Source organism: Pantoea sp. Ae19-2 (assembly GCF_059801205.1).
Genome location: NZ_JBCHWE010000001.1, coordinates 4301746 through 4328724, shown reverse-complemented (window position 1 = coordinate 4328724; position 26979 = coordinate 4301746). Strand labels below are relative to the sequence as shown.

Here is a 26979-nt window from a genome sequence, read left to right as displayed (position 1 = left end):
TAATATTATTTGCTACGGCGACGTACGATAAACTTATCGGTACGCTTGTTGCTACGGGTCTTCTTACCTTTGGTCTGAACGCCCCACGGGGTTACCGGGTGCTTACCAAAGTTACGACCTTCACCACCACCGTGCGGGTGATCTACTGGGTTCATCGCGGTACCACGAACGGTCGGACGAACACCACGCCAACGGGTTGCACCGGCTTTACCCAGAACGCGCAGCATATGCTCAGCGTTACCGACTTCGCCCAGTGTTGCGCGGCAGTCAGCTTCGACTTTACGCATTTCACCTGAACGCAGACGCAGGGTAACGTAGGAACCTTCACGCGCAACGATCTGCACGTAAGCACCGGCTGAGCGAGCAATCTGACCGCCTTTGCCTGGTTTCATTTCTACGTTGTGAACGGTAGAACCCACCGGGATGTTACGCATCGGCAGTGTGTTACCTGCTTTGATCGCAGCATCAACGCCAGACTGAATCTGGTCGCCGGCTTTCAGGCCTTTAGGGGCCAGGATGTAACGGCGTTCGCCGTCTTTGTACAGAACCAGTGCGATGTTCGCAGAGCGGTTCGGATCGTACTCAAGACGTTCAACGGTTGCCGGGATACCATCTTTGTTGCGTTTGAAATCAACCAGACGGTAAGCCTGCTTATGACCACCACCGATGTGACGGGTAGTGATGCGACCGTTGTTGTTGCGGCCACCGGATTTGCTGTTTTTTTCCAGCAATGGAGCAAACGGCTTGCCCTTGTGCAACTCTGGGTTCACCACTTTAACGACGTGGCGACGACCCGGAGATGTCGGTTTACATTTAACAACTGCCATTGTCTTTCTCCTCCGACTTACTCAGCGCCGCCGACGAAGTCCAGATTCTGGCCTTCCTTCAGGGTGACGTAAGCTTTTTTCCAGTCGCTACGACGACCGATACGCTGTCCGTGACGCTTAACCTTACCTTTAACAACCAGGGTGTTTACGTCTTTAACTTCTACTTCGAACAGCTTCTCAACAGCAGCAACGATCTCTGCTTTAGTCGCGTCTTTAGCTACTTTGAGTACGATGGTGTTGGTTTTTTCCATCGCGCTAGATGCCTTTTCAGATACGTGCGGCGCGCGCAGTACTTTCAGCAGACGTTCTTCACGGATCATGCCAGCATCTCCTCAACTTGCTTAACTGCATCAGCAGTCATAACGACTTTGTCGAAGGCGATCAGGCTAACTGGATCGATACCCGCTGCATCACGCACGTCAACCTTGTACAGGTTACGCGCAGCCAGGAACAGATTCTCATCCAGTTCACCGGTGATGATCAGCACGTCTTCCAGCGCCATGTCTTTCAGCTTCTGCGCCAGCAACTTAGTTTTCGGTGCTTCAACAGAGAACTGCTCGACGACGATCAGACGATCTTGACGTACCAGTTCGGACAGGATGCTTTTCAGCGCGCCGCGGTACATCTTTTTATTAACTTTTTGACTGTGGTCTTGTGGCTTCGCAGCAAAGGTCACGCCACCTGAACGCCAGATCGGGCTCTTTACAGAACCTGAACGCGCACGGCCGGTGCCTTTCTGACGCCAAGGCTTTTTGCCTGAACCGGTTACTTCAGCGCGAGTTTTCTGCGCGCGAGTACCCTGGCGGGCGCCTGATGCGTAAGCAACAACAACCTGGTGAACCAGCGCTTCGTTGAAATCACGACCGAAGGTAGTTTCGGAAACAGTCAGCGCGCTCTGCGCGTCTTTCAATACTAATTCCATTGCTATCCCCTTACGCCTTCACAGCTGGTTTAACGATCAGGTCGCTACCGGTAGCACCGGGAACTGCACCTTTAACCAGCAGCAGGTTGCGCTCAGCGTCAACACGTACTACGTCCAGGCTCTGAACAGTTACGCGCTCATTACCCAGCTGACCTGCCATTTTCTTGCCTTTGAACACTTTGCCCGGAGTCTGGTTCTGACCGATAGAACCCGGAACGCGGTGAGACAAGGAGTTACCGTGGGTAGCGTCCTGGGTACGGAAGTTCCAGCGCTTAACGGTACCTGCGAAACCTTTACCTTTAGAGGTGCCAGTTACGTCTACTTTTTTAACGTCAGCGAAAATTTCAACGCTGATGCTCTGACCTACGGCATACTCATCACCTTCAACGGTGCGGAATTCCCACAGGCCACGGCCAGCTTCTACGCCAGCTTTAGCAAAATGACCAGCTTCAGGTTTGGTCACACGGTTTGCTTTTTTAGCACCGGTGGTAACCTGAATTGCCTGGTAACCATCGTTTTCCAGGCCTTTGACCTGAGTAACGCGGTTCGCTTCAACTTCGATTACGGTTACTGGGATAGAAACGCCATCTTCAGTGAAGATGCGGGTCATACCCACTTTTTTACCGACTAAACCAATCATTGTTTCAACCTCTCAATCGCTCGATGACCTGATTAACCCAGGCTGATCTGCACGTCAACACCGGCAGCCAGGTCCAGACGCATCAGAGCATCAACGGTTTTCTCAGTTGGCTCAACGATGTCTACCAGACGCTTGTGAGTGCGAATTTCGTACTGATCACGCGCGTCTTTGTTAACGTGCGGGGAGATCAGAACGGTAAAGCGCTCTTTGCGGGTTGGCAGCGGGATCGGACCACGGACCTGCGCACCAGTGCGCTTGGCAGTCTCGACGATTTCCGCGGTTGATTGATCGATCAGACGATGATCAAACGCTTTAAGACGGATACGGATTCTTTGGTTCGACATGAGACCAAGGCTCCAAACATTTTATAGACGAAAAAAATTACTACTCGAACCCATTACGATTGATGGGAGAGTGTAATCGTTCAGCATATAACTCCACAGTTGGGAGTATTGTCAGACGGCCCAACATTCTGCCGTCTGCGATTCAGCTCGAATCGCGCCTACCAATATCGGTAGGCCCGCGCATTATACGTATATTTGCTCAGGAAGCAACCCATGTCAGGAATTTGCCGGTGAAAAGTGGAAACTGATGTGCTGGCACAGCCCGCACAAAATGATGAATAAGAGATGTAAAGCCGCAATTTCTCTGTGAGGGGCGCTCCACTCTGCTCATCTTGCCCGCGACGTCAGATGGGCCTTCCGCCAGGCTGAGGCGACATGTCAGTTCATTTGAGGCAATGCGGTGCTTATCATCCTGTTCACTGTCACGGCGCTTGGCGCCGCTCTGGGTAGCACTCTTGCCCTGGCCTGCCAACGTTACTCGCCCACGGCGTCACCGTCCGACTGGTTCCGCGCGCTGTGGACGCCACCTTCGCGATGCATGCTGTGCCGGGCCCCCATCCTGTGGCGCGATAAAATCCCCTTAATCAGCTGGCTGTGTCTTCAGGGGCGCTGTCGTGCCTGTCGCCAGGCTATCGGCGTGCTGCCCCTGCTGTTTGAGCTGACGGGCGCCCTGCTTTGCCTGATGCTGGTGATCGTGTTTAACGCGTGCCCCCTCACCGCAGCATTTATTCTGGTGGCGTCCTGCCTGCTTCTGTTACTTGCGGTTATTGACCAGCGCCACTTCCTGCTGCCGGATGTGCTGACGGGCGCTTTACTCTGGCTGGGACTGTCGCGCTTCTTTTTCGCTGCGCCGCTCTCCGTCACCTCGGCAGTCGGTGGTGCCGTCGCAGGTTACGGTTCACTCTGGCTACTGGCCTGGCTGTATCGTCAGATAAAGCATCAAGAGGGATTGGGTAACGGCGATATCAAACTCTTTGCCGCACTGGGCATATGGTGTGGTTGGCAGGCTCTGCCGTGGATTGCCTTGATAGCCAGTGTGTCAGCCCTGCTTGCCTTTGCGGTCAGGGCTATCATCCACAAGCGCTTGTATATGAACAGCCCGCTTCCTTTTGGCCCTTTTCTGGCCGCCGCGGGCTGGGGAATGATCGTCCTGCAAAGCCTCATTCGTCTCTGATTTGCGCCTGAAGATAGTTTTGAATGCCCATTTTTTTGATCAGATCGAGTTCGGTCTCGATCCAGTCGATATGGTGCTCTTCGTCCGCAAGGATTTCGATCATCATATCCCGACTGACGTAGTCATGAATTTTGTCGGCATACGCGATCGCTTCGCGCAGATCTTTTGCGCCTTCAAGTTCAAGGTTAAGATCGGACTGCAGCATCTCTTCCACATCCTCTCCGACCCTGAGTCGTCCCAGATCCTGCAGATTTGGAATGCCCTCAAGAAACAGAATGCGTTCAATGTATTTGTCCGCATGCTTCATTTCATCAATGGATTCGTGGTACTCAACGTCATTAAGACGCATCAGCCCCCAGTTTTTGAACATCCGCGCATGGAGAAAATACTGATTAATCGCAACCAGTTCATTCCCTAACAGTTTATTGAGATGACTTATGATTTTCGCATCGCCCTTCATTTCACGTCCTCCGCTCATGTTTATTTGAGCGTAGATGCGGTTAAAAAGAAGTCAAAAAAACGCGATGAAAACTGTGGGTATTATCATGTCCCAGGAAAGAAAGCGCTCAGGCGATCTCTTTATACTGCGGAACCTGCTGCATCTCTTCATCCATGATTTCACGGGCGACACGAATGCACTTACCGCATTGCTTACCCACGGGTACGATTTGGCGAAGCTGCTGAATAGATTTCGGCTGGTAGCGGCGCACGACTTCACGGAGGGTCTTATCACTAATGGCATTACACAGACAGACGTACATTTCTTCATCACTCAGTCTATTTCGTGCACACAGTGTAAATGCGAATCGTTTTTATTTCAAACCTACCCTTTGTAGGGAAAACGTTCAGGTAGCCTGTTTAAGCCCAAAAAAAAGAGAGCACCTAAGTGCCCTCTTCTGTCTTGCTGTGACCGCTTACGCGGCCACATCAGATATCACAATTAAGCGATAACTTTAGCAACAACACCCGCGCCAACGGTACGGCCACCTTCGCGGATTGCGAAGCGCAGACCTTCGTCCATTGCGATTGGGTGAATCAGGGTAACAACCATTTTGATGTTGTCGCCTGGCATAACCATTTCAACGCCTTCTGGCAGCTCTACTGAACCGGTCACGTCTGTGGTACGGAAGTAGAACTGTGGACGGTAGCCCTTGAAGAACGGAGTATGGCGGCCACCTTCGTCTTTAGACAGAACGTAAACTTCTGACTCGAACTTGGTGTGTGGCTTGATTGAGCCTGGCTTCGCCAGAACCTGACCACGCTGGATGTCTTCACGCTTGATACCGCGCAGCAGAACACCACAGTTTTCGCCTGCCTGACCCTGGTCCAGCAGTTTGCGGAACATTTCAACACCGGTACAGGTTGATTTCGCGGTATCTTTGATACCAACGATTTCAACTTCGTCGCCGACTTTAACGATACCGCGCTCTACACGACCGGTTACAACAGTACCACGGCCAGAGATTGAGAATACGTCTTCGATTGGCAGCAGGAATGGCATATCGATTGCACGTACTGGATCCGGGATGTAGTTATCCAGGTGACCAGCCAGCTCAACGATCTTCTCTTCCCACTCTGGGTTACCTTCCAGCGCTTTCAGGGCTGAACCGCGAACGATTGGTGTATCGTCGCCCGGGAAGTCGTACTGTGACAGCAGGTCACGAACTTCCATCTCAACCAGTTCCAGCAGCTCTTCGTCATCAACCATGTCACACTTGTTCAGGAACACGATGATGTAAGGAACGCCTACCTGACGACCCAGCAGGATGTGCTCACGGGTCTGCGGCATTGGGCCGTCAGTCGCAGCAACAACCAGGATCGCGCCGTCCATCTGCGCAGCACCGGTGATCATGTTTTTCACATAGTCGGCGTGGCCTGGGCAGTCAACGTGCGCATAGTGGCGAGACGGGGTTTCATACTCAACGTGTGCCGTGTTGATGGTGATACCACGTGCTTTTTCTTCCGGGGTGCTGTCGATCTGATCGAACGCACGTGCCTGGCCGCCGTTGGTTTTAGCCAGAACGGTGGTGATCGCTGCAGTCAGGGTGGTTTTACCGTGGTCAACGTGACCGATGGTGCCCACGTTTACGTGCAGTTTGTTACGTTGAAATTGCTCTTTCGCCATGGCGATATTCCTTACGTTATGCCTTCATCACTCTGGATGAAGGCATCAGTTCAAATTTAAACCGTAGCTTATTTGCTACGAGCTTCAATAACGGCCTGCGCAACGTTGCTCGGTGCGTCGTCATACTTCAGGAACTCCATGGAGTACGAAGCACGACCTTTGGTCAGAGAGCGCAGCTGAGTTGCATATCCGAACATTTCAGACAGCGGAACTTCAGCGTGGATCTGAACGCCAGTAGCGTTAGATTCTTGCCCTTTGAGCATACCACGACGACGGCTAAGGTCACCGATTACGTCACCGGTGTTCTCTTCTGGGGTTTCAACTTCAACCTTCATGATAGGCTCAAGCAGAACAGGCTGCGCTTTCTTAAAGCCATCTTTAAAGGCAATAGACGCGGCCAGTTTAAACGCCAGTTCAGAGGAGTCAACGTCATGGTAAGAACCGAAGTGCAGACGAACACCCAGATCCACAACCGGATAACCTGCCAGTGGGCCTGATTTCAACTGCTCCTGGATACCTTTATCAACGGCCGGGATGAATTCACCAGGAATTACACCACCTTTGATATCGTTGACAAATTCGTAACCTTTCGGGTTAACGCCCGGCTCCAGTGGGTACATGTCGATAACAACATGACCGTACTGACCACGACCACCAGACTGCTTGGCGTGTTTACCTTCGATACCGGTGACTTTAGAGCGAATGGCTTCACGGTAAGCAACCTGTGGTTTACCCACGTTCGCTTCAACGTTGAATTCACGCTTCATACGGTCAACGATGATATCGAGGTGAAGTTCACCCATACCAGCGATGATAGTCTGGTTAGACTCTTCGTCAGTCCATACGCGGAATGACGGGTCTTCTTTCGCCAGACGACCCAGAGCCAGACCCATTTTTTCCTGGTCAGCTTTGGTTTTCGGCTCAACGGCGATAGAAATTACCGGCTCTGGGAATTCCATGCGCTCAAGGATGATGACGTTATCTGGGTCACACAGGGTGTCACCTGTCGTCACGTCCTTCAGGCCGATCGCTGCTGCGATATCGCCCGCACGAACTTCTTTGATTTCTTCACGCTTGTTGGCGTGCATCTGAACGATACGGCCCAGACGCTCACGGTTTGACTTAACCGGGTTGAATACGGTATCACCCGTATTAACCACACCAGAGTAAACGCGGAAGAAGGTCAGGTTACCTACAAACGGGTCGGTAGCGATTTTAAACGCCAGCGCAGCAAACGGCTCTTTGTCATCGGAATGACGCTCAGCCGGTGTGTCTTTACCGTCGTCCAGGATACCGTTGATCGCGGTAACGTCAGTCGGTGCTGGCAGGTATTCAACAACCGCATCCAGCATCGCCTGAACACCTTTGTTCTTAAATGCAGAACCACAGGTCACCAGAATGATTTCGTTTTTCAGAACGCGCTTACGCAGAGAAGTTTTGATCTCTTCTTCTGTCAGCTCTTCGCCGCCGAAGAATTTCTCCATCAGCTCGTCAGAACCTTCAGCTGCGGCTTCAACCAGTTTCGCACGCCATTCTTCAGCCAGTTCCTGCATGTTGGCTGGAATGTCTTCGTAAACGAAGGTCACGCCCTGGTCTTCATCGTTCCAGTTGATCGCTTTCATTTTCACCAGGTCAACAACACCGGTGAAGCTGTCTTCTGCGCCGATAGCCAGCTGAAGTGGAACTGGGTTTGCACCCAGACGCGCTTTCATCTGGTCAACAACTTTCAGGAAGTTAGCACCCATGCGGTCCATTTTGTTAACGAACGCGATGCGTGGAACTTTATATTTGTTAGCCTGGCGCCATACGGTTTCAGACTGTGGCTGAACACCACCAACTGCACAGTAAACCATAACTGCGCCATCAAGCACACGCATAGAACGCTCAACTTCGATGGTGAAGTCAACGTGTCCCGGGGTGTCGATGATGTTTACGTGGTGTGGTTCAAACTGCTTAGCCATACCAGACCAGTAGCAGGTGGTCGCAGCTGACGTGATGGTAATACCACGTTCCTGCTCCTGCTCCATCCAGTCCATGGTTGCTGCGCCGTCATGAACTTCACCGATTTTGTGGTTTACACCGGTGTAGAACAGAACACGTTCGGTAGTTGTAGTCTTACCGGCGTCGATGTGCGCACTGATACCAATGTTACGGTAGCGCTCAATGGGTGTTTTACGAGCCATTTGATTCCTCTGATTCTTAGACGTTCTAAGTTAATAAAGCCCAGCAGGTAAGCCACTGGGACGCCCGCTGGGTTAATAACACCTACGCAGCTGTTACCAGCGGTAGTGAGCGAACGCCTTGTTGGCTTCAGCCATACGGTGAACGTCTTCACGTTTCTTCACTGCAGTACCTTTGTTTTCTGCAGCATCAGAAAGTTCGTTCGCCAGGCGTAAAGCCATAGATTTATCACCGCGTTTACGAGCAGCTTCTACGATCCAACGCATTGCCAGGGCATTACGACGAACCGGACGGACTTCAACTGGAACCTGGTAGGTTGAACCACCAACGCGACGTGACTTAACTTCGACAGTCGGACGTACGTTTTCGAGAGCAACCTCGAACGCTTCCAGGCCATCTTTACCAGCACGTTGAGCCAGGGTCTCAAGCGCGGTATAGACGATAGATTCGGCAGTAGATTTTTTACCATCTACCATCAGGATGTTTACAAATTTAGCCAGCAGCTCTGATCCGAACTTAGGATCCGGCAGAATTTTACGCTGACCAATGACGCGACGACGTGGCATGGAAATACTCCGTTGTTAATTCAGGATTGTCCAAAACTCTACGAGTTTAGTTTGACATTTAAGTTAAAACGTTTGGCCTTACTTAACGGAGAACCATTAAGCCTTTGGCTTCTTCACGCCGTACTTGGAGCGTGACTGCTTACGGTCTTTAACACCTGAGCAGTCCAGCGCGCCACGAACGGTGTGGTAACGCACACCTGGCAGGTCTTTAACACGACCGCCACGGATCAGGATCACGGAGTGTTCCTGCAGGTTATGACCTTCACCGCCGATGTAGGAGGTGACTTCAAAACCGTTAGTCAAACGCACACGGCAAACTTTACGCAGTGCTGAGTTTGGTTTTTTAGGAGTGGTGGTGTACACACGAGTACAAACACCACGTTTCTGCGGGCAAGCTTCCAGCGCCGGCACGTTGCTCTTTGCAACTTTGCGGACGCGTGGTTTGCGAACCAGCTGGTTAACTGTTGCCATTAAATAGCTCCTGGGATTTAGCTTTTTGCTTCGTAAACACGTAATAAATCACCTCGTAGAATTACGAGGAGGCAGAATTTTAGGGCTGTGTCAAAAGGGTGTCAAGAAATAACCAGGGGGTTAACGAATTACCAGGCCATTTGTTGTCGATGTTTTACCGTTAACGCAACGAAGAAAGTATAGTCTACTGGCTGCACAATGGGGGAAATTTGCTCGCCCAGCCCGCGTGCATTCAGGTCCGCTTCCAACGCCCACACGTTTACCCCACTGGCGCTCAGTTTTTCCAACGCCTTACTGCCCTGCATCGCAGCCAGCACGCCGTCCTGCAGCAATAACAGGTCGTCGTCCGGGCTGAGGAGCAAAGACAGCGAATCGATATCACTGTAGGCCGGAGAATGAAATAAAGTATGCAGCATTACACGCTCTTAAAAAGTCACAATACGGTCATAGCTCGCGAGTTTTTGACGCAGCAACGGCGCATCTAAAATCTCAGCATCCAACATGCGCGGCGCACGTTCCGCTAAACCGCGATCCCGTAACGCGTCCCGACACAGGTAACATTGCTCAATATCGTACAGCGCCAGCACACCAAAGGTCGCGGCATAATGACGGGCGTGAATGCTTTCTGGCTGTTGCCCGCTGCAGAGCTGGAGCACGCCATCGCCGATAAAAAACAGGCCAATATCGTCGCTTAACGCGCCGGTGGCCAGCGCAGCATCCAGTCCTTCACGCCCCGCGCTGCTACCATGCGGCGCACGGGTAAAAACAAATGCAACACGATTCATTAAAACTGCACCATACGTTCGCAACGCAGCAGAGCTTCCGCCAGCGCGCCTAACCCCGCCAGCGTAAAGCCGGGTTGAAGATTAGCGCCGGGCAGCGCCAGCCGTGACGCTTCCTGCTGGTCGGTCACGCCGCGGCGTAACGCCGCCGCAACGCAGATATTCAGCGCGACGCCCTGAGTCTGACTGAGTGTCTGCCATGCCCTTACCAGATCAAACTCATCACTGGCCGGTGCCGTCAGCTGATTCGCATTCAGCACCCCTTCGCGGTAAAAGAACACGCTTTCCAGTTGATGGCCGGCTGCCAGCAACGCGTTGGCAAACAGCAAGGCGCTGGTCGCCTGCTGCGTGCCATAAGCCGGTCCCGTCACTAACAGCGCATAGCGCATTAGCGATCCTGCCCCTGAAAGTCGCCATTTTTAAACTGACGGATGTACAGATACACGGTGTGTTTAGAAATATTTAAGCGGTCCGCCACCTGATTAATCGCGTCCTTGATGTCAAAAATACCTTTCTCATACAGGTTCAATACGATCTGACGATTTTTGGCATTATTAGAGACGTTGCGATCGGCGCTCACCTCTTCAATAGTAAATTCCAGCGTTTGCATCACCAGGTCGTCTACCGAACTGGCGAAGTTGACGTTGGAGTCAACCTGATGCATCTCAGGGGGAAGAAATGTCGACATAATCTGCGAAAACGGAACATCAAGGTTCATATTGATACACAGCAGCCCAATCACCCGCTGCTGTCGGTTACGAATCGCGATGGTCACTGACTTCATCAGCACACCGCTTTTCGCGCGGGTAAAGTAGGCACGGGAAACATTGCTGTCTGCACCCTGCATATCGTGCAGCATGCGCAGTGCTAAATCCGTAATGGGCGATCCCACTTTACGCCCTGTGTGCTCGCCGTTAGCAATGCGCACGGCCGAACAGTTCAGATCCTCCAGTGAGTGAAGGACGATTTCGCAATGCGAGCCAATCAACATGGCAAGGCCATCTACGACGGCCTCATACGACTTTAGAATATCGTAATCAGTTTGCTCGAACGGATGCTGCTCCAGAAGATCGAAGTCGCTCAGTTCACCGGGATTGAATGGATTAGACATTGAAGACATCACCCTACATGGCTGGAGCCTGTCTCAGCGGCTTACGGGCAGACTCAATATTGGGATAGTTATGCAGGCGATAGTCTGGCAAATGTCGCGGGCTTATGCCAGAGGTTTGTCATAAACAGAAACCGCCACCCGAAGGTGGCGGTAGACAGATTACTGCGATTTCTTCGCGTCAGCAGCAGGGGCCTGCGTTTTTTCATCCGCTTTCGGAGCAGGTTTGATATCAAGCAGTTCAACATCAAACACCAGGGTGGAGTTAGCCGGAATACCCGGAACGCCGTTTTTACCGTAAGCAAGGTTCGGTGGAATGACCAGCTTGATCTTACCGCCTTTCTTAACGTGCTTCAGGCCTTCGGTCCAGCCCGGGATCACGCCATCAAGACGGAATGACAGAGGCTCACCGCGCGTGTAAGAGTTGTCGAACTCAGTACCGTCAATCAGCGTACCTTTATAGTTGACGACCACGGTATCGCTGTCTTTCGGCGCATCGCCGGTGCCTTCTTTCTCTACTTTGTAAAGCAGACCACTGTCAGTTTTCTTCACGCCGCTCTCTTTGGCAAACTTAGCGCTGTAAGCTTCCCCTTTCTCAGCGTTTTCTTTCGCGTCTTTTTCCATCTTGGCTGAAGCCGCGCCTTTCACACGCACTTCAAACGCCTGCAGTGTTTGCTCGATTTCTTCGTCAGACAGTTTGCTCTTGCCACCGAATGCATCCTGAACACCGGCAATCAGCTGCTGTTTGTCCAGTTTGATGCCCAGCTTCTCTTGTTCTTTCAGAGAGTTGTCCATGTAACGGCCCAGCGATGCACCTAATGCATATGCAGATTGCTGATCTTCGTTTTTGAAGGCAGCGTTTTTTGGAGCCTGGGGAGCAGTCTGAGGTGCATCAGCAGCAGCCGGTGCCGCTGCAGTTTCTGCGGCCATTGCCAGCGGAGCATTTAGCGCAACGGCCATGGTGGTAGCTAACAATGTGACTTTGAACAGTGATTTCATCCTTTCTCCAAAACCGAAGCCTGACACCTCGGGAATCATTGCGGACTGCGGGCCCACACTATAACTTTACGTGGCAGTGGCGAACACTCCCACAGCGTAATTATCCTGGTCTACTTCCGACCTTTTTTGCATCAGGAAGTTTCACCAGAGATGCTGCCATCTGGGCCATTTTCAAGCTAAACACTAAATTAAAGATAAAAAATAGGGCAATTCTGCAACGTCAGCCATTAGAATTGCGCGCTGAGTAGCACCTTAACAGGAGAACAGGTCATGCAACAGTCAGAGTGGGAACAACGTATTGAAACGCTTGAAAGTAAACTGGCTTTTCAGGAGATGACCATCGATCAACTGAACAATACCGTGGTCCAGCATGAACTTGAAATGAGTAAGATGCGCGAACATATGCGCCTGCTGCTTGAGAAGTTCAAAGCCAGCGCGCCATCGATGATTGCCGATCCTTCTGAAGAAACGCCACCGCCTCATTACTGATTCAGGCGGTTATCGACGCGCGCACCGCGACAGGCAGAAAAAAGTAAGGCCACCCGGAGGTGGCCTTGACATGCAGATTTGAACTTAGTGGCTGCAACCGCAACCACCGGTACCGCAACCACCCTGACCGTGGTCATGGCCGTGATCGTGATCGTGGTCATGATCGTGATGATGACCATCGGCACCGTGAACGTGGCCATGGGCCAGCTCTTCCGGTGTGGCTTCACGAATCGCAACCACCTCAACATTGAAGTTCAGGTTCTGACCTGCCAGCATGTGGTTACCGTCAACCACAACATGCTCGTCTTCAACTTCGGTGATTTCAACCGGTACTGGGCCCTGATCGGTTTCTGCCAGGAAACGCATACCAACCTGTAATTCATCAACGCCCATAAAAACGTCTTTTGGTACGCGCTGTACCAGGTTGTCATCGTACTGACCGTAAGCGTCGTTTGCAGGAATGTGCACCTCAAACTTATCGCCCGCTACGTGGTTTTCCAGCGCGTTTTCCAGACCAGAAATCAGGGAACCATGACCGTGCAGATAGTCTAACGGTGCACTCACCGGTGACTCGTCAACCAACACACCGTCTTCTGTACGTACCTGATAGGCCAGGCTTACCACCAGGTCTTTTGCTACTTTCATGATATCTCCTAACCGTTGAGAACAAAGATCCCGTCTCATTGGTCTATTCTTGCGTGCAATAACACCAACCAGAAAGGTTCGGGGCTGAGTACAAGAGGTTATCTTTTTCTCTTGCGACCACAGCGTTAATGGCGTCAATTGTAACGGAATTCAATCCCGCTGTGTGGTTAAGCTTAAAAAAAGCTGGGCCATTTCGCTACTCGGGATGGAAAATTCCGATCACCTGCTCATTGCTGCGAACCTGATCGCGTGCCTGTTTATCCGCTTCGCGCATTTGATGGCCGCACTTCACACACTCAACCACATCGACATTGTTTTCACGCCACATGGCCAGCGTGTCTTTTTCCTGGCAGTGCGGACAAACCGCACCGGCAATAAAACGTTTACGCATGATGCTCTACCTGCCTTCTCTGATTACTGATCGTCGTCCCAGTCATGGATCTGACGCCGTTCATGCTGCATTTCACGCTGGAAGATATCTTCAAGTTCCCGACGGGCTTCACGCGCACGAGAAATCTGTGCATTGTCGGAATGGGCGGGCATCAGTTCCCGTAACATGCGCATATCCAGCCGACGGAAATGCTGCTGTGCGCGGTGCGCCTGATGCGGATGCATACACAACGACATCAATGTTTTACGCCCCAGTTCCAGCGCACTGGAAAAGGTTTCACGCGAGAACTGCGTAACGCCCGCCTGAAGTAGCTCGTGGGCTTCTACGCGGCCGCGAGCACGCGCCATGATGTGCAGATGCGGAAAATGCTGCTGGCAGAGATGGACAATCGTCATGGCATCTTCCGGATTACTGCAGGTAATCACAATGGATTGCGCACTGGCCGCCCCGGCTGCACGCAGTAGCTCCAGCTCGGTGGCATCGCCATAATAAACCTTGTAGCCATATTTACGCATCAGGCTCACCGCGCTGATATCGCGCTCCAGTACCGTGATACGTTTATTGTTCGCCATCAGCAAGCGGCCAACGACCTGACCAAAACGACCAAAGCCCACCACAATAACCTGCGGCTGATCGTCTTCAACGAACGGCTTTTCAGCATCTTCGTCGATTTCATTGAAACGACGCGCTAACAGACGGTCAATGCCTTGCATCAGCAGTGGCGTCGTCATCATGGACAAGGTCACGGTTACCAGCAGAAGCGGAAGTTGATCGCCCGAAAACAGTTTGGCGGATGACGCGGCTGAAAACAGGACGAAGGCAAACTCACCGCCCTGACTCAGTACACCGGCAAACTGCTGGCGCTCCGAGCTGCGCAGACCATAAATACGCGCCAGTACGTATAAAACCAGGATTTTTACCGCCACCAGCGCCAGTACGCCCAGCAAAATCGCGATAATATGGGTATAGAGCACGCCAAGATTCAGCGCCATGCCGACTGAGATAAAAAACAGCCCCAGCAGCAAACCTTTAAACGGCTCAATCGCCACTTCCAGCTCATGCCGGTATTCACTTTCCGCCAACAGAATGCCGGCGATAAATGTCCCCAGCGCCATGGACAATCCCAGCGCATCCATAAACAGCGCCGATCCTAATACCAGCAGCAGTGAAGCAGCGGTAAACACCTCGCGTACGCCCGATGCCGCGATATAACGAAAAATGGGGCGCAGCAAATAACGGCCACCCACTAACATGCCAGCGAAGGCCAGCACCTTCATGCCCACTTTCATCCAGTCGATACTGCCGCTGTCATTGCCTGCCAGCAGCGGAATCAACGCCAGAGCTGGAATGACGGCCAGATCCTGGAACAGCAGTACTGAAAAGCCTAACTGCCCGGCTTCACTGCGATTCATTCCCTTGTCGCGCATCAGCTGGAGCGCCATCGCCGTGGATGACATTGCCAGACCAATGCCGCCAATAACCGCCGCTCGCCAGTCAAATTTGGTCAGCCACAGCAATACGCCGAGAATGGCCGCTGAAAAAATCACCTGCGCCGCGCCGATACCAAAAATAGAACGGCGCAGCGCCCAAAGCTTTGCCGGATTAAGCTCCAGCCCGATGATAAACATCAGAAACACGACGCCCAGCTCAGAAAAGTGCAGAATCTCATCGACGTCGCTAATAAACCCCAGTCCCCATGGCCCGATAGCAATACCGGCCAGCAAGTACCCTAAAACCGCGCCAATACCGAGACGCGCCGCTACCGGTACGATCAGCACCGCCGCAACGAGATAGATTACCCCCGCGGTCAGTAGCGTTTGTCCTTCCATTTATAACCCTCCATTTGGCAGCGGTGCTGCCAGCCAGTCGCTGTACGCGCGGGCATAGTTTTTCAGTAAATCGGGATCCTGACGGCGAGCCCAGTAAATAATCATCGGCGGCATCCAGTGCATGCGGCACATCTGCGCCGTCAGCTCGAAGGGACGTAAAATGTCATTCATGGCGTAGCGATTTAGCCCCTGGCGCTGAAAGGCGGACTCTGGCTCACCGGTGGTCACAATACTGCGCCAGTATTTGCCTTCGAGCGCATTACCATCCACGCCGTTGGCAAAGCCGCGCGACAGCACGCGATCCAGCCACTCTTTTAACAGCGCCGGGCAGCTGTAGGTGTAAAGCGGATGTTGAAAAATAATCACATCATGCTCACGCAGCAGCTGTTGCTCGTGGTAGACATCAATAAAAAAATCCGGGTAGGCAGCATAGAGATCGTGAACGGTGACATGTTCTGTTTTCTCTGCCGCCTCCAGCAAAATGCGATTTGCCTTTGAATCCTGTGCTTCAGGATGAGCAAAAAGCAGCAAAATCTTAGGTGGCTGCGACATCCTTTCCCTCCAAAGCGTCGTCATTGGTGCAGATTTCCGCTACCATGCACAACGCAACAAAAACCCAATTATGTTGCAGGTAAATTAACATATTCTGACGATACGGCGCTTATGATTGTCTTCTCTGCCCTACAAATTCGCCGCGGTATTCGCGTTCTGCTCGATAACGCGACCGCCACCATCAATCCCGGCCAAAAAGTCGGACTGGTGGGTAAAAACGGCTGTGGAAAATCCACGCTGCTGTCGTTGCTGAAAGGCGAGATCAGCAGCGATGCTGGCTCATTCACCTTTCCCGGCAACTGGTCGCTTGCTTGGGTTAACCAGGAAACCCCTGCCCTGAGCCAGGCCGCCCTTGACTATGTGATCGATGGCGATCGTGAATACCGCCAGCTTGAGGCAGAACTGGCAGAGGCGAACATCAGAAATGACGGAAATGCCATTGCTTTGGTACACGGAAAGCTCGATACCATTCAGGCCTGGACCATACAGTCACGCGCCTCGAGCCTGCTGCATGGACTGGGATTTAGTCAGGAGCAGCTTCAGCGCCCGGTAAGCGACTTTTCGGGCGGCTGGCGCATGCGGCTAAACCTGGCTCAGGCGTTACTGTGCCGCTCAGATTTGTTGCTGCTGGATGAACCGACCAACCACCTCGATCTGGATGCGGTTATCTGGCTGGAGCGCTGGCTGAAAAGCTATGAAGGTACCCTGATCCTGATCTCGCACGATCGCGATTTTCTCGATCCCGTGGTGGATAAAATTATCCACATCGAGCAGCAGACGATGATGGAGTACACCGGGAACTACAGCTCCTTCGAACGCCAGCGCGGCGCCAAACTGGCCCAGCAGCAGGCGTTATATCAGAGCCAGCAGGAAAAAGTGGCGCATCTGCAGAAATATATTGATCGCTTCCGTGCTCAGGCAACCAAGGCGAAGCAGGCCCAAAGCCGCATTAAGATGCTGGAGCGCATGGAGCTGATTGCGCCAGCGCACGTGGATAACCCCTTCAGCTTCAGCTTTCGTGCACCGGAGAGCCTGCCGAATCCGCTGCTGAAAATGGAAAAAGTCACCGCAGGCTATGGCGATCGCATCATTCTTGATGCCATTAAGCTTAACCTGGTGCCCGGCTCACGTATTGGCCTGCTGGGGCGCAACGGCGCCGGTAAATCGACCCTGATTAAGCTGCTGGCCGGTGAGCTCAGTGCCAAAGAGGGTGAGATTGGGCTGGCAAAAGGCATCAAGCTGGGTTACTTCGCCCAGCATCAGCTGGAGTTCCTGCGCCCCGACGAGTCCCCTTTACAGCACCTGTCCCGTATCGCGCCGAAAGAGCTGGAGCAGCAGTTACGTGACTATCTCGGCGGTTTTGGTTTTCAGGGTGATAAAGTCACAGAGATAACAGCGCGTTTCTCCGGTGGAGAAAAGGCGCGCCTGGTGCTGGCGCTGATTGTCTGGCAGCGCCCTAACCTGCTGCTGCTGGATGAGCCAACCAACCATCTGGATCTGGATATGCGCCAGGCACTCACCGAAGCGCTTATCGATTTCGAAGGCGCGTTAGTGGTGGTTTCGCACGATCGTCATCTGTTACGTGCCACCACGGACGATCTCTATCTGGTTCACGATGGCAGCGTAGATGTGTTTCCCGGCGATCTGGAAGACTATCAGCAGTGGCTGAGCGACCTGCAAAAACAGCAGTCTCAGCAGGATGCGGCACCCAGGCAGGATTCCGGCAACAGCGCTCAGGCGCGCAAGGACCAGAAGCGCCGTGAAGCGGAGCTGCGCACGCAGACCCAGCCGCTGCGTAAAGAAATTGAGAAGCTGGAAAAGCAGATGGCAAAATGGCAAAGCCAGCTCGCCGACGCCGAAGCCCTGCTCTCAGATAGCGCCCTCTATGAGCAAAGCCGTAAGGCCGATCTCAGCGCCGCGCTACAAAAACAGGCCGAGAGTAAATCGGCCCTGGAAGAGGTGGAGATGGCCTGGCTGGATGCACAGGAAAAACTGGAAGCCATGCTCACCGCCTGATAAAGGCGGTGATGTTTCTTGCTCTTGCCTTACTCCTCCGCACCGGCTCCAGCGCCGGGTGCGGATCAATAAGGCTGGTCACCTAGCACCGTCGCCCGCTGCATCACTCGCCTCGCCGGATAATAGTCCGCATTCGCATAGTGCTGTGTCACCCGGTTGTCCCAGATAGCCAGATCGTTTGGCTGCCAGCGCCAGCGCACCTGAAACTCGGGCCGGGTCACGTGGGCAAACAAAAAGCCCAGTAGCGCGTCGCTCTCTTTCTGACTGATATCCATAATCCGCGTCGTAAACCCCTCGTTGACAAACAGGGCCTTCTTGCCACTCACGGGATGGGTGCGGATTACCGGATGATAAACAGGGGGATTTTTCGCCACAGCCTGCTGCCACTGCCGATGCGCCTCTTCCGTCTTGCGATGCTTATATTCAGGAAACGCCTTGGTAAAGTCATGCTCTGCACGTAACTCAACCAGTAATGTCTTAAAAGGCGCAGACAGCGCCTCATAAGCGGCAATGCCGTTGGTCCACAACGTATCGCCGCCAGACTCAGGCAGCACTTTAGACGCAAGTAACGCCACGGCGGGCGGCGTTTGAATAAAGGTCACATCGGTATGCCAGTTGTCATTATCCGGCGGATTATCCTGGTGCGTGTCCAGAACGATAATCTCTTCCACGCCCTCGGCATGAGGGTAAACCGGATGAATATGGAGATCGCCAAAGCGAATCGCCAGTGCGCGATGCTGCTCGGGCGTAATGACCTGTTCGCGCAGGAACAGCACCTGGTGACGCAGCAGCGCATGATAAAGCTGTTCAAACTGCGCGTCGCTGAGGGGACGTGATACATCAAGGTTGCCGACCTGGGCACCGATAAAGGGCCCCAGCGGCTTGATGGCTAACTTTTCGTTCATTTTTGCTCTCCATTCCAGGGCGTTAACCGGCGTTGCAACGCACGCAGACTCAGCTCTAAACCAAACGCAATCACGGCAATGACCGCGATCCCTGCCAGCACCACATCCGTAGCAAGAAACTCGCCCGCCGACTGCACCATAAAACCCAAGCCTCGGGTTGCCGCGATTAACTCGGCAGCCACCAGCGTTGACCATCCCACGCCCAGACCAATCCGTAACCCGGTCAGTATCTCCGGCAGGGCACCAGGCAAAATGACCCAACGCAGCTGTTGCCAGCGGGTCGCTCCCAACGAGGCCGCCGCACGCAGACGAACCTGCTGAGCATGACGCACGCCCGCCACCGTCGACAGCACCACCGGGGCGAATATAGCCAGATAAATCAACAGGATTTTCGAGGTCTCGCCAATACCAAACCAGATCACCATCAGCGGCAAATACGCCAGCGGCGGTACGGGCCGGTACAGCTCAATCAGCGGATCGATCAGCGCACGCACGACCGGGCTGATGCCCATCGCGATCCCCACCGGGATGCCGATCGCCGCCGCCGCGGTTAAGGCAATCAGCATCCGCGTCAGACTGGCCGACAGATGCTGCCACAGCGTGGCGTCCATAAATCCTTGCGGGCCAGCCACCAGCAGCAGCTTACTTACTACCTGCTGCGGCGAAGGTAAAAACAGCGGTGCAATGAGGCCCAGCGCGGTCACGCTCCACCAGACGAACAGCAGCACAAGCAGGCTCAGGGCGCTCAGCGTAAACGAGGTGGAAAAAGGCCAGCGCAGGCGACGGTGGCGCACGGTGGCCGGCTCATCGTTGATCAGCGCACTCATACAAAGGCCTCCCGCTGTTCAAATACCCGACTCAACACATATTCCCGCTGGGCAATAAAATCAGGATCGGATTTAATGCTCCGGCAGGGTTCGCCCTCCACGAAACGCTGACCAAAATTAAGCGTCATTTTTTCCTGCACGCGCCCAGGCCCGGGAGAGAGCAGCACCAGCTCGCTGGCCAGAAAGATGGCTTCTTCAATGTCGTGAGTGATAAGCAGAATCTGCTTACCGCTGTTGCGCCACAGGGTTAATAACAGGGTTTGCATTTGCTCACGCGTAAACGCGTCAAGTGCGCCGAAAGGCTCATCCAACAGCAACAGTTGTGGATTGGCCGCCAGCGCCCGGGCGATTCCGACGCGCTGACGCTGGCCTCCTGACAGCTGCCAGATAGGGCGTTTTTCCGCACCTTCGAGTCCGACGCTTTTGATGAAGCCCCGTGCAATCTCCTCACGCTGCTGGCGCGCCATGCCGGCTATCTGCAAGCCGAAAGCCACGTTATCCAGCACGTTACGCCACGGCAGCAGGCCTTCGTTCTGAAACACCACGCCACGCTCTGCGCCCGGCCCGCGCACAGGCTCCCCGTCCAGGGAAACCGTGCCGGACTCAACCGGTAAAAATCCGGCGATCAGGTTAAGCAGGGTTGTTTTGCCACAGCCTGACGGCCCCAGCACGACCATCAACGCTTTTTTATCAAGCTGTAACGTGATGTCCTGCAACACAGGCTGGCCGCCATAACTCGCGTTCAGGTGAGCGATACGTAACATGGCGTTCTCCTCAGGGTTTAGCCAAGGGGGCAACAAAGCGGCTGGTGACATAACGGCTGTAATCACTGCCAGCCTGCGGCACTTTTCCCTGCGCTTTCAGAAACTGCGCCGTATCCACAATGGCCTTGTTCACCGGCTGATCCAGCTGTTTAACCTGCTGCGCGGCCGTAAGGTAGGTATTGCCTTTTACCAGTTCCGGAACCGCTTGCTCTGGCACGCCGCTTAAACGCGAAAGCTTGCTGAGGTTGTCAGCCTGTTTCAGCCACTTTTCCGGGTCATCCAGATAGGCTTTCTGCGCCTCAAGGGCGCTGCGGGCAAAGGCGGTAACAATATCAGGATGCTGCTGCGCGAAGTCTTTACGCACGACCCAGACATCCAGCGTAGGCGATCCCCAGCGGCCAACCTGAGAAGAGTCTGTCAGGACCTTGCCGTCCTTTTCCAGTGCATTGACCGCCGGTGCCCAAACGTACGCGCCGTCGATGTCGCCCCGCTGCCAGGCGGCCACAATAGCGGGCGGCTGCAGGTTCACCAGTTGGACCTGGGAGGGTTTAATTCCCCAGTGCTTCAAGGCAGCAAGCAGGCTGTAGTGCGTGGTGGAGATAAAGGGGACGGCGATGCGTTTGCCAATCAGATCCTGAGGGCTGGCGATGGTTTTCCTGACAACAAGCGCTTCTGAATTCCCCAACTGAGAGGCGAGCAAAAACGCTTCTATCGGGAGTTGCTGCGTCGCCGCAACCGCTAGCGGACTGGACCCAATATTGCCTATCTGCACATCTCCGGATGCCAGGGCGCGCAATACGCCCGCCCCACTGTCGAATTTGCGCCAGGCTACCGTTGCGCCGCTCTCTTTAGCAAAAGTGTTATCTGCCTGCGCCACCTTGGCCGGTTCGGCAGAGGTTTGATACGCCACCGTCACGTCGACCGCGCCGGCCTGAAACGCCAGCAGTGCCAGCACAGTAGCCAAAATGGTTGACTGCCCTTTTAACATGATTTTCCCCATCACTTTTATGATGTGGGCAGTGTTGCTGGCAGGATTAATTTCACAAAGGAATTAAAAGTTATCCCTAATAGAAAGAAATTCTTAGATCATCATCTGCAATAGATTGCCGTTATATGCAAATTAAAATTCAGACAAAAAGCCATAAATTTGTCAGGCGCTCACATGCTGGGTGTGCTATTGATATGCGCTATTATTTGCTCCCGGTGAGGCCTGCGAGTTCGATGTCGATCGACAAAGTTGCCCTGTTAGCTGGCGTGTCTAAAGCCACGGTATCCCGCGTGCTTAACGCTCATCCAGGTGTGAAAGCGGATACGCGCCAGAAAGTGCTGGATGCCATTTCAACCAGCGGCTATCAGCCAAACCTGTTAGCGCGTCAGTTGCGTACCTCACAAAGCCATATGCTGCTGGTGCTGATTTCAGATATCACCAATCCCTTTTGTTCCAGGGTGGTGCAAGGCATTGAAGCGGAAGCCGAAATGCATGGCTACCATATCCTGTTGTGTAATTCCGCCTCGCAGTTTAAACGCGAAGCCGCTTACCTGACGCTGCTCACAGGCAAAGTCGTTGATGGCGTCATTACCATGGACGCGGCGGCCGGGCTGGAAAGCCTTATCGATATCATTGGAGATGCGCCCTGGGTGCAGTGCTCAGAGTTTGATCCCCAGATTGCGGCATCCTCGGTCTCCATCGATCATCTTGAGGCTGCGCGCGATACCGTACATTACCTTGCTGCCAGAGGCCGCCAACGCATTGCACTGGTCAACGGCGACATGCGTTATCTGTATTCCCAGTATCGTGAGCAGGGTTATCGCCAGGCCATTGAGCAAACGGATTTGGGCTGGTCTAAGGTCGTCTATACTGCGGATATTTCCTGTGAAGAAGGCAGTCGGGCTTTACGGGAGATGTTGCACTCGCCCGAGCGACCAGACGCGGTCTTTGCCGTGTCCGATGTACTGGCGGTCGGCGTCGTGCATGCGGCGCTGGAAGCAGGCTTGCGCGTACCCGAGGATTTGGCTGTGGTCGGGTTTGACGGTATTCCCTTTACCGGCAGCCTGAATCCGCCTTTGACCACCATAGAGCAACCGATGAATGAGCTGGGCGCCCGCAGCGTACAGTTGCTGCTGAAAAAAATCCGTCAGCCCCATGCGCCGGTTGTCAGGGAGGTGCTGCCCTGGAAGCGCCTGGAACGCGCCTCCAGTTAACGTCAGCGCCAGATGAGCAGTACGCAGGCTGCGGTTAACAGCCCCATACTGAGGTTAAATATCTTCCACGCGCGCGGACTGCGTAAAACACGGCCAATCATCGCGCCAAACCCCATCCAGATGATGCCCGCGACCAGATTGACCATCACCATCCCTACGCTGATTAACAGGACAGAGCGGCGATATCCGGCACCGGCCAGGCTAAAGCTGGCTATCGCCCCCAAGGCCATTAACCAGGCTTTGGGATTGATCAACTGCAACAATCCTCCCTGCCAGAAGGGCATGGGCGCGACCGGTGCCGCATCGGTCTCCAGCTTTTCGTATGCGGCGGTCGCAATTTTCCATGCCAGCCACAGAAGATAGAGGCTCCCGGCAACTTTCAGGATAAGGTGCAGTGAGGGATAGAGCAGGATCAATCCCCCTACGCCAAACGCCACCATCAGTAGCATCAGTTGCATACCAATCATGATGCCGACCATTAACGGAAGGGTACGGAAAAAGCCAAAGTTGGCGCCCGAGGCGGTGAGTAACATATTATTAGGGCCGGGTGTAATCGCCGCGACCCAGAGAAACCCTAACATTGATAAAAAAAGACTGAGTTCCATTAATCCGGGTTCTCCCTCCATTATGTGAAAACTTATCGAAGCTAACAGTGTGATATGGAACAGACAAGCCTTTACAACATGAAATTTTCGGGCCCGGACGGCGCGGCGTTCAGCCCCATGCGCGGCCTGACCAATCCGCATGTGCAAACCATATTGCCGCGCCTGTTCCGCCGTACTCTAGCGTTAACGCCTCACTGGCAGCGGCTGGATTTACCCGATGGTGATTTTGTCGATCTGGCCTGGAGTGAAGATCCACAGTTTGCCGCGCATAAACCACGCGTGGTGCTGTTTCATGGTCTGGAAGGAAGCTTCCACAGTCCCTACATCCATGGCCTGATGAAAGTCTGCAGGCAACGTGGCTGGCTGGCCGTAGTGATGCATTTTCGCGGCTGTAGCGGCGAGCCGAACAGGCTAAACCGGATTTACCACTCCGGCGAGACGGAAGATGCACGCTTTTTCCTGACCTGGCTGAAGGCCCGCTGGGGACAGGTTCCTACTGCAGCTGTGGGGTTTTCGCTGGGCGGGAATATGCTGGGTTGCCTGCTGGGCCAACAGGGCAGTGACGTTGCGCTGGATGCCGGCGTTATCGTTTCGGCACCCTTGATGCTTGAACCCTGTAGCGCCCGACTGGAACGTGGGTTTTCCCAAATTTATCAGCGTTACCTGCTGAGCCAGCTTAAAAAGAATGCCAGGCGCAAGCTGCACGCATGGCCCGACACCTTACCGGTCAATCTCAGTCAGCTGAATGCCCTGCGTCGCCTGCGTGATTTTGACGACGCCATCACGGCCCGGGCGCATGGCTTTGCCGACGCCACGGACTATTATCGCCGTGCCAGCGCCCTGCCGTTGCTGAGATCGGTGACAAAACCGTTGCTGATTATCCATGCAAAAGATGACCCCTTTATGAGCGATGAGGTGATCCCGCAAAATGACCAGTTATCTGCCACTATTACCTATCAGCTGACAACACACGGTGGTCATGTTGGATTTGTGAGTGGTACCCTGCGTCAGCCTGAATTGTGGCTGGAACAGCGCGTGCCGCAGTGGATTTCCCCTTATCTGGATAGCTAACCCTGTGATTATTCCCTGGCAACAGGTTTCTCCCGAAACCCTTGAAAACGTTATTGAAGCCTTTGTTCTGCGCGAAGGTACCGACTACGGCGAACAGGAACTCAGCCTGACCGAAAAAGTCGGCAATGTGCGACGCCAGCTGCAGCAAGGTGAAGTCGTGCTGGTCTGGTCTGAGCTTCATGAATCGGTCAACATCATGCGCAAAAGTGAGTTCCGTGGCTGATGCACAGAACGAAAAATCGTGCTAACAATGCTCATCGCCTGATTTCACAGGGAGTTTCACTATGTCGGCACGTCATCCGATTATCGCGGTAACAGGTTCCAGCGGTGCCGGAACCACTACCACCAGCCTCGCATTCCGTAAAATTTTTCAGCAACTCAATTTGCACGCGGCCGAGCTGGAAGGGGACAGTTTCCACCGATTTACCCGGCCTGAAATGGATATGGCTATCCGTAAGGCGCGCGATCTGGGTCGCCATATCAGCTACTTTGGCCCGGAGGCGAATGATTTCGGTCTGCTGGAGCAGACCTTTGTTGAATACGGTGATCAGGGCAAGGGCCAGTCACGTAAATACCTGCATACCTACGACGAAGCGGTGCCCTGGAATCAGGTACCAGGTACCTTTACCCCGTGGCAGCCGCTGCCACCGGATACGGACGTGCTGTTTTATGAAGGACTGCACGGCGGCGTCGTGACGGCTCAGCACAACGTCGCTGAAAAAGTGGATTTACTGGTCGGCGTCGTCCCCATCGTTAACCTGGAGTGGATTCAGAAGCTGGTACGCGATACCGGTGAACGCGGTCATTCGCGTGAAGCCGTAATGGATTCGGTGGTGCGCTCAATGGAAGATTACATCAATTTCATTACGCCGCAGTTCTCACGCACCCATATTAACTTTCAGCGGGTTCCAACCGTCGACACCTCTAACCCCTTTGCGGCACGCACCATTCCTTCACTGGATGAAAGTTTTGTCGTCATCCACTTTCAGGGGCTGGAAGATATTGATTTTCCCTACCTACTGGCCATGCTGCAGGGATCGTTTATTTCCAATATCAACACGCTGGTTGTACCTGGCGGGAAAATGGGGCTGGCGATGGAATTAATTATGGCACCGCTGGTAAAACGGCTCATGGAAGGCAAACGCATTGAATAAAATCAGAGGCCGCGCTGGCCTCTGAATAATTACAGCTCGATAACTTCGTAACTGTGGGTAATTTCCACCCCTTTGCCTAACATAATGGCAACCGAGCAATACTTCTCAGCTGAAAGGTCGACCGCACGCGCCACGGCTTTATCTGAAAGTGCTTTTCCACTGACGATAAAATGCAGGTTGATGCGGGTAAAGATGCGAGGCGCTTCTTCCCGGCGTTCTGATTCGAGTTTTACTTCGCAATCAGCCACATCGTTGCGACCTTTTTGCAAAATTGATACCACATCAATGGCGCTGCATCCGCCGGCCGCCATCAGCACCATTTCCATAGGGCTGGGCGCTTTATCGCCGGAATTGCCGTCCATTAAGACCTGATGTCCGGACGAAGACTCGCCGAGGAATGTTAACCCTTCAACCCATTTGACTCTTGCCTGCATAATCTGGCCCCCAGAATGCCCTGTTTTTGCGTCAGAGTACGCTTTTGCCTGGTAAACAGCAATCCGGAGAAATCAGCCTTATTGCTGAAGCGAGACAACACAAGACAGTCGGCGAAAGCTGTGCTACAAACAGTGCTGAAAATATTTTTCGTCATCCGAAGACGAAGCCGGGAAGAATGATGCGCTCTGCGCAAATGCAGCCCGAATAATTTCCTGAATGGAAACACGCTTAACGCTTTCATCGCCTGGCAGGGAAACTGAGCCCTGTATTTTGGGCACGATTACAATAGAGGATAATAGCGAATGGTTCTCGGCAAACCGCAAACAGACCCTACACTTGAATGGTTCCTGTCCCATTGCCATATTCACAAGTATCCATCCAAAAGTACGCTGATTCACCAAGGTGAAAAAGCCGAAACGCTTTACTACATCGTGAAAGGTTCCGTCGCGGTACTGATTAAGGATGAAGAAGGCAAAGAGATGATTCTTTCTTATCTGAATCAAGGCGATTTTATTGGTGAGCTTGGCCTGTTTGAAGAAGGTCAGGAGCGCAGCGCCTGGGTACGTGCGAAAACTGCGTGCGAAGTGGCAGAGATTTCCTACAAGAAATTCCGTCAGCTCATCCAGGTTAACCCGGATATTTTGATGCGTCTTTCTTCTCAGATGGCTCGCCGTCTGCAGGTGACGTCAGAAAAAGTGGGAAATCTCGCTTTCCTGGATGTGACCGGACGCATTGCACAAACGTTGCTTAATCTGGCTAAACAGCCAGATGCCATGACGCATCCTGACGGCATGCAAATTAAAATTACTCGTCAGGAAATTGGCCAAATCGTTGGTTGTTCACGTGAAACCGTGGGCCGTATTTTGAAGATGCTGGAAGATCAGAACCTGATCTCCGCACACGGCAAAACCATCGTTGTTTACGGCACACGCTAAGCCTGACTGTTCACGGCGTG

General features: G+C 53.3%; 34 protein-coding genes. 8 read left to right on the top strand and 26 right to left on the bottom strand.

Going from position 1 to position 26979, the window contains the following annotated elements; all coding sequences use genetic code 11:
• Window positions 1-5: 5 nt before the first annotated feature.
• The 5 genes from rplB to rpsJ are packed head-to-tail and all read right to left on the bottom strand — an operon-like array spanning window position 6 to window position 2733.
• Window positions 6-827: a 50S ribosomal protein L2 gene (gene rplB, locus AAIE03_RS19905; protein ID WP_006120586.1), complete on the bottom strand. Its 822-nt coding sequence runs from the start codon at window positions 825-827 to the stop codon at window positions 6-8.
• Between the two features lie 17 nt (window positions 828-844).
• Window positions 845-1147, bottom strand: coding sequence for a 50S ribosomal protein L23 (rplW, locus tag AAIE03_RS19900; RefSeq protein WP_006120585.1), 303 nt, complete (start codon window positions 1145-1147; stop codon window positions 845-847).
• Complete coding sequence (rplD, locus tag AAIE03_RS19895) at window positions 1144-1749, bottom strand: 50S ribosomal protein L4 (RefSeq protein ID WP_006120584.1); 606 nt, start codon at window positions 1747-1749, stop codon at window positions 1144-1146. Before rplD ends, rplW begins: the two co-directional genes overlap by 4 nt.
• Window positions 1750-1759: 10 nt before the next feature.
• Entirely contained in the window at window positions 1760-2389 is a 630-nt protein-coding gene (gene rplC / locus AAIE03_RS19890; protein WP_013027467.1) for a 50S ribosomal protein L3, read from the bottom strand.
• Between the two features lie 32 nt (window positions 2390-2421).
• Entirely contained in the window at window positions 2422-2733 is a 312-nt protein-coding gene (gene rpsJ, locus AAIE03_RS19885; protein ID WP_006120582.1) for a 30S ribosomal protein S10, read from the bottom strand.
• A 400-nt stretch (window positions 2734-3133) separates the two neighbouring features.
• Here rpsJ and AAIE03_RS19880 point away from each other — a divergent pair, with 400 nt between their 5' ends.
• On the top strand, window positions 3134-3907 hold the full coding sequence (locus tag AAIE03_RS19880; RefSeq protein ID WP_028715863.1) for a prepilin peptidase: 774 nt from the start codon (window positions 3134-3136) through the stop codon (window positions 3905-3907).
• On the opposite strand, the gene bfr is transcribed toward AAIE03_RS19880, so the two are convergent.
• The 11 genes from bfr to fkpA all read right to left on the bottom strand — a co-directional run bounded on the left by bfr (window position 3894) and on the right by fkpA (window position 12139).
• Entirely contained in the window at window positions 3894-4367 is a 474-nt protein-coding gene (bfr, locus tag AAIE03_RS19875) for a bacterioferritin (protein WP_014604871.1), read from the bottom strand. The two genes, AAIE03_RS19880 and bfr, sit on opposite strands and share 14 nt — an antisense overlap.
• 106 nt (window positions 4368-4473) lie before the next feature.
• The gene (gene bfd, locus AAIE03_RS19870) at window positions 4474-4668 is read right to left on the bottom strand and encodes a bacterioferritin-associated ferredoxin (RefSeq protein ID WP_013027470.1); all 195 of its coding nucleotides are present in this window, start codon (window positions 4666-4668) and stop codon (window positions 4474-4476) included.
• 179 nt (window positions 4669-4847) lie between these two features.
• On the bottom strand, window positions 4848-6032 hold the full coding sequence (tuf, locus tag AAIE03_RS19865; RefSeq protein ID WP_013027471.1) for an elongation factor Tu: 1185 nt from the start codon (window positions 6030-6032) through the stop codon (window positions 4848-4850).
• A 68-nt stretch (window positions 6033-6100) separates the two neighbouring features.
• Entirely contained in the window at window positions 6101-8215 is a 2115-nt protein-coding gene (fusA, locus tag AAIE03_RS19860; RefSeq protein WP_013027472.1) for an elongation factor G, read from the bottom strand.
• A 93-nt stretch (window positions 8216-8308) separates the two neighbouring features.
• Window positions 8309-8779 carry a 30S ribosomal protein S7 gene (gene rpsG, locus AAIE03_RS19855; protein WP_006120576.1) on the bottom strand — a complete coding sequence of 157 codons (471 nt, stop codon included), beginning with the start codon at window positions 8777-8779 and terminating at the stop codon, window positions 8309-8311.
• Window positions 8780-8875: 96 nt separating this feature from the next.
• A complete protein-coding gene (gene rpsL, locus AAIE03_RS19850) occupies window positions 8876-9250 on the bottom strand; it encodes a 30S ribosomal protein S12 (RefSeq protein WP_006120575.1) in 375 nt (124 codons plus the stop codon).
• Between the two features lie 128 nt (window positions 9251-9378).
• Window positions 9379-9666, bottom strand: a complete 288-nt coding sequence (gene tusB / locus AAIE03_RS19845; protein ID WP_013027473.1) for a sulfurtransferase complex subunit TusB — start codon at window positions 9664-9666, stop codon at window positions 9379-9381.
• A gap of 9 nt (window positions 9667-9675) precedes the next feature.
• Window positions 9676-10035, bottom strand: a complete 360-nt coding sequence (gene tusC / locus AAIE03_RS19840) for a sulfurtransferase complex subunit TusC (protein WP_015699398.1) — start codon at window positions 10033-10035, stop codon at window positions 9676-9678.
• The gene (gene tusD, locus AAIE03_RS19835; RefSeq protein ID WP_013027475.1) at window positions 10035-10421 is read right to left on the bottom strand and encodes a sulfurtransferase complex subunit TusD; all 387 of its coding nucleotides are present in this window, start codon (window positions 10419-10421) and stop codon (window positions 10035-10037) included. Before tusD ends, tusC begins: the two co-directional genes overlap by 1 nt.
• On the bottom strand, window positions 10421-11143 hold the full coding sequence (locus tag AAIE03_RS19830; RefSeq protein WP_014604869.1) for a helix-turn-helix transcriptional regulator: 723 nt from the start codon (window positions 11141-11143) through the stop codon (window positions 10421-10423). The genes tusD and AAIE03_RS19830 overlap by 1 nt, the downstream gene beginning before the upstream one ends.
• 159 nt (window positions 11144-11302) lie before the next feature.
• A complete protein-coding gene (gene fkpA, locus AAIE03_RS19825; RefSeq protein WP_024471368.1) occupies window positions 11303-12139 on the bottom strand; it encodes an FKBP-type peptidyl-prolyl cis-trans isomerase in 837 nt (278 codons plus the stop codon).
• Window positions 12140-12409: 270 nt separating this feature from the next.
• On the opposite strand from fkpA, the gene AAIE03_RS19820 reads away from it, so the two are divergent.
• Window positions 12410-12628, top strand: a complete 219-nt coding sequence (locus tag AAIE03_RS19820; protein ID WP_013027478.1) for a protein SlyX — start codon at window positions 12410-12412, stop codon at window positions 12626-12628.
• 84 nt (window positions 12629-12712) lie between these two features.
• Here the strand turns inward: AAIE03_RS19820 and slyD are convergent, their stop codons facing one another.
• The 4 genes from slyD to kefG all read right to left on the bottom strand — a co-directional run bounded on the left by slyD (window position 12713) and on the right by kefG (window position 16045).
• On the bottom strand, window positions 12713-13273 hold the full coding sequence (slyD, locus tag AAIE03_RS19815) for a peptidylprolyl isomerase (RefSeq protein ID WP_014604868.1): 561 nt from the start codon (window positions 13271-13273) through the stop codon (window positions 12713-12715).
• A gap of 196 nt (window positions 13274-13469) precedes the next feature.
• Complete coding sequence (locus tag AAIE03_RS19810; RefSeq protein WP_006120567.1) at window positions 13470-13664, bottom strand: YheV family putative zinc ribbon protein; 195 nt, start codon at window positions 13662-13664, stop codon at window positions 13470-13472.
• Window positions 13665-13687: 23 nt separating this feature from the next.
• Complete coding sequence (gene kefB / locus AAIE03_RS19805; RefSeq protein ID WP_498563148.1) at window positions 13688-15493, bottom strand: glutathione-regulated potassium-efflux system protein KefB; 1806 nt, start codon at window positions 15491-15493, stop codon at window positions 13688-13690.
• A complete protein-coding gene (gene kefG, locus AAIE03_RS19800) occupies window positions 15494-16045 on the bottom strand; it encodes a glutathione-regulated potassium-efflux system ancillary protein KefG (RefSeq protein ID WP_013027481.1) in 552 nt (183 codons plus the stop codon).
• A gap of 111 nt (window positions 16046-16156) precedes the next feature.
• Here kefG and AAIE03_RS19795 point away from each other — a divergent pair, with 111 nt between their 5' ends.
• A complete protein-coding gene (locus tag AAIE03_RS19795; RefSeq protein WP_145032850.1) occupies window positions 16157-18061 on the top strand; it encodes an ABC transporter ATP-binding protein in 1905 nt (634 codons plus the stop codon).
• Between the two features lie 65 nt (window positions 18062-18126).
• Here the strand turns inward: AAIE03_RS19795 and tauD are convergent, their stop codons facing one another.
• The 4 genes from tauD to tauA are packed head-to-tail and all read right to left on the bottom strand — an operon-like array spanning window position 18127 to window position 21557.
• A complete protein-coding gene (tauD, locus tag AAIE03_RS19790; RefSeq protein ID WP_498563147.1) occupies window positions 18127-18966 on the bottom strand; it encodes a taurine dioxygenase in 840 nt (279 codons plus the stop codon).
• Window positions 18963-19793: a taurine ABC transporter permease TauC gene (gene tauC / locus AAIE03_RS19785; protein WP_013027484.1), complete on the bottom strand. Its 831-nt coding sequence runs from the start codon at window positions 19791-19793 to the stop codon at window positions 18963-18965. The genes tauD and tauC overlap by 4 nt, the downstream gene beginning before the upstream one ends.
• Window positions 19790-20557: a taurine ABC transporter ATP-binding subunit gene (gene tauB / locus AAIE03_RS19780; protein ID WP_014604865.1), complete on the bottom strand. Its 768-nt coding sequence runs from the start codon at window positions 20555-20557 to the stop codon at window positions 19790-19792. Before tauB ends, tauC begins: the two co-directional genes overlap by 4 nt.
• Before the next feature lie 10 nt (window positions 20558-20567).
• Entirely contained in the window at window positions 20568-21557 is a 990-nt protein-coding gene (gene tauA / locus AAIE03_RS19775) for a taurine ABC transporter substrate-binding protein (RefSeq protein WP_014594767.1), read from the bottom strand.
• A gap of 221 nt (window positions 21558-21778) precedes the next feature.
• On the opposite strand from tauA, the gene AAIE03_RS19770 reads away from it, so the two are divergent.
• A complete protein-coding gene (locus tag AAIE03_RS19770) occupies window positions 21779-22759 on the top strand; it encodes a LacI family DNA-binding transcriptional regulator (RefSeq protein WP_014604864.1) in 981 nt (326 codons plus the stop codon).
• A gap of 2 nt (window positions 22760-22761) precedes the next feature.
• Here AAIE03_RS19770 and AAIE03_RS19765 read toward each other — a convergent pair whose 3' ends face one another.
• A complete protein-coding gene (locus AAIE03_RS19765; RefSeq protein WP_041457836.1) occupies window positions 22762-23364 on the bottom strand; it encodes a LysE family translocator in 603 nt (200 codons plus the stop codon).
• A gap of 54 nt (window positions 23365-23418) precedes the next feature.
• Here AAIE03_RS19765 and AAIE03_RS19760 point away from each other — a divergent pair, with 54 nt between their 5' ends.
• From AAIE03_RS19760 to AAIE03_RS19750, 3 genes are all read left to right on the top strand, one after another.
• On the top strand, window positions 23419-24435 hold the full coding sequence (locus AAIE03_RS19760; RefSeq protein WP_072139091.1) for a hydrolase: 1017 nt from the start codon (window positions 23419-23421) through the stop codon (window positions 24433-24435).
• A gap of 4 nt (window positions 24436-24439) precedes the next feature.
• Complete coding sequence (locus AAIE03_RS19755) at window positions 24440-24658, top strand: YheU family protein (RefSeq protein ID WP_498563146.1); 219 nt, start codon at window positions 24440-24442, stop codon at window positions 24656-24658.
• A gap of 61 nt (window positions 24659-24719) precedes the next feature.
• Window positions 24720-25589: a phosphoribulokinase gene (locus AAIE03_RS19750; protein ID WP_013027491.1), complete on the top strand. Its 870-nt coding sequence runs from the start codon at window positions 24720-24722 to the stop codon at window positions 25587-25589.
• 29 nt (window positions 25590-25618) lie between these two features.
• On the opposite strand, the gene AAIE03_RS19745 is transcribed toward AAIE03_RS19750, so the two are convergent.
• Window positions 25619-26023, bottom strand: coding sequence for an OsmC family protein (locus tag AAIE03_RS19745; RefSeq protein ID WP_013027492.1), 405 nt, complete (start codon window positions 26021-26023; stop codon window positions 25619-25621).
• A 303-nt stretch (window positions 26024-26326) separates the two neighbouring features.
• Between AAIE03_RS19745 and crp the strand changes: the two genes are divergently transcribed.
• On the top strand, window positions 26327-26959 hold the full coding sequence (crp, locus tag AAIE03_RS19740) for a cAMP-activated global transcriptional regulator CRP (RefSeq protein ID WP_000242758.1): 633 nt from the start codon (window positions 26327-26329) through the stop codon (window positions 26957-26959).
• Window positions 26960-26979: the final 20 nt, after the last annotated feature.